The organism is Streptomyces calidiresistens (assembly GCF_014141525.1).
Taxonomy (GTDB): Bacteria; Actinomycetota; Actinomycetes; order Streptomycetales; family Streptomycetaceae; genus Streptomyces; species Streptomyces calidiresistens.
Map to the genome: position 1 here is coordinate 1 of NZ_VKHS01001037.1, position 1,599 is coordinate 1,599.

Genomic DNA, 1,599 nt, shown 5'->3' on the forward strand with positions numbered 1-1,599 from the left:
CCCCGATCCCATCCGATCCCCTTTCCGACCCCACCCCGACACCGTGCCCCGGGAGAGCCGTGATGGACCACCGTTTCGACGTCGCCGAGCGCTTCGCCGCGGGCGCCTCGTTCATCGCGGGCGAGCCCGTGACCGGCACCGGCGACCGGGAGCAGGAGGTGATCGACCCCGCCGTCGGGGAGGTCGTGCTGCGCTACGCCGGGGGCGGCCCCGGTGAGGTGGACGCCGCGGTGGCCGCCGCCCGGGCGGCCCAACCGGAGTGGGCCGCGACCGGCCCGGCCGGGCGCTCGGCGGCGCTGCGCCGCCTGGCGGTCCGCCTGGAGGAGATCTCCCCCGACCTCGTCTTCGCGGAGTCCCTGCAGTGCGGCAAGCCCGAGCGGCTCAGTCGCGAGTTCGACGTGCCCGGCTCGATCGACAACGTCGACTTCTTCGCCGGGGCCGCCCGCCGACTGGACGGCCTGGCCGTCGCCGAGTACAGCCCGGACCACACCTCCGGTGTACGGCGCGAGCCGCTGGGAGTGGTGGGATCGATCGCCCCCTGGAACTACCCCCTCCAGATGGCCGTCTGGAAGATCCTCCCGGCCGTGGCCGCAGGCAACACCGTGGTCCTCAAACCCGCCGAGAACACCCCCCTGACCTCGGTGATGCTCGCCGAGGCGGCCCGGGACGCCGGGATACCGGCCGGCGTGATCAACGTCGTCCCCGGTGAGGGCCCGGTCGCCGGGGAACACCTGGTCACCCATCCCGACGTGGCGATGGTCTCCTTCACCGGCTCCACCGAGGTGGGCCGGCGGGTCGCCGGGCTGGCCGCCGGGGCCGGGAAGCGGACCCACCTGGAGTTGGGCGGCAAAGCACCCTTCGTCGTGTTCGACGACGCCGACCCCGAGGCCGCGGTGCACGGCGCGGTGGCCGCCTCCCTGATCAACAGCGGTCAGGACTGCACCGCCGCCACCCGGGCGATCGTGCACCGCTCGGTGTTCGACGACTTCGTGGCCGGTGTCGCCGACCTGATGGCCGGTGTCCGGGCGGGGGACCCCTTCGACCCGGACACCGACATCGGGCCCCTGATCTCCCCCTCCCACCGCGACCGGGTCGCCGGCTTCGTGGAGCGGGCCCGGGCCGCCGGTGCCCGGGTGGTGACCGGCGGCCGGGTGCCGACCGGCGCCCCGGCCGGCGGCGCCCACTACTCGCCGACCCTGATCACCGACGTGCCGCGGGACGCGGAGATCGTCCGGCGGGAGGTTTTCGGCCCGGTCCTGGTGGTGTTGCCCTTCGACACCGACGACGAGGCCCTGGCCGTGGCCAACGACACCCCCTACGGCCTGGCCGCCTCCGTGTGGAGCCGTGACACCTACCGCACCGCCCGCGCCTCCCGGGAACTGCGCGCCGGTTGCGTGTGGGTCAACGACCACATCCCGATCATCAGCGAGATGCCGCACGGGGGCCGGGACGCCTCCGGTTACGGCAAGGACATGTCGATCTACTCCTTCGAGGAGTACACCACCGTCAAGCACGTCATGCAGGACATCACCGCCGTCGCCCGCAAACCCTGGCACCGCACCGTCTTCACCCCACGCTGAGCCCGGGCCGCCCCCGGTC

The 1,599-nt window shown here is 73.7% G+C and carries 1 protein-coding gene; it reads left to right on the top strand.

Annotation, left to right across the window (positions count from 1 at the left end; all coding sequences use genetic code 11):
* Window positions 1-62 precede the first annotated feature (62 nt).
* Entirely contained in the window at window positions 63-1,580 is a 1,518-nt protein-coding gene (locus tag FOE67_RS25240) for a gamma-aminobutyraldehyde dehydrogenase (RefSeq protein WP_182667131.1), read from the top strand.
* Window positions 1,581-1,599: the final 19 nt, after the last annotated feature.

Coding starts and splice junctions, on each gene's coding strand:
- FOE67_RS25240 (WP_182667131.1), top strand. CDS start 63: ATGGACCACCGTTTCGACGTCGCCGAGCGCTTCGCCGCGGGCGCCTCG.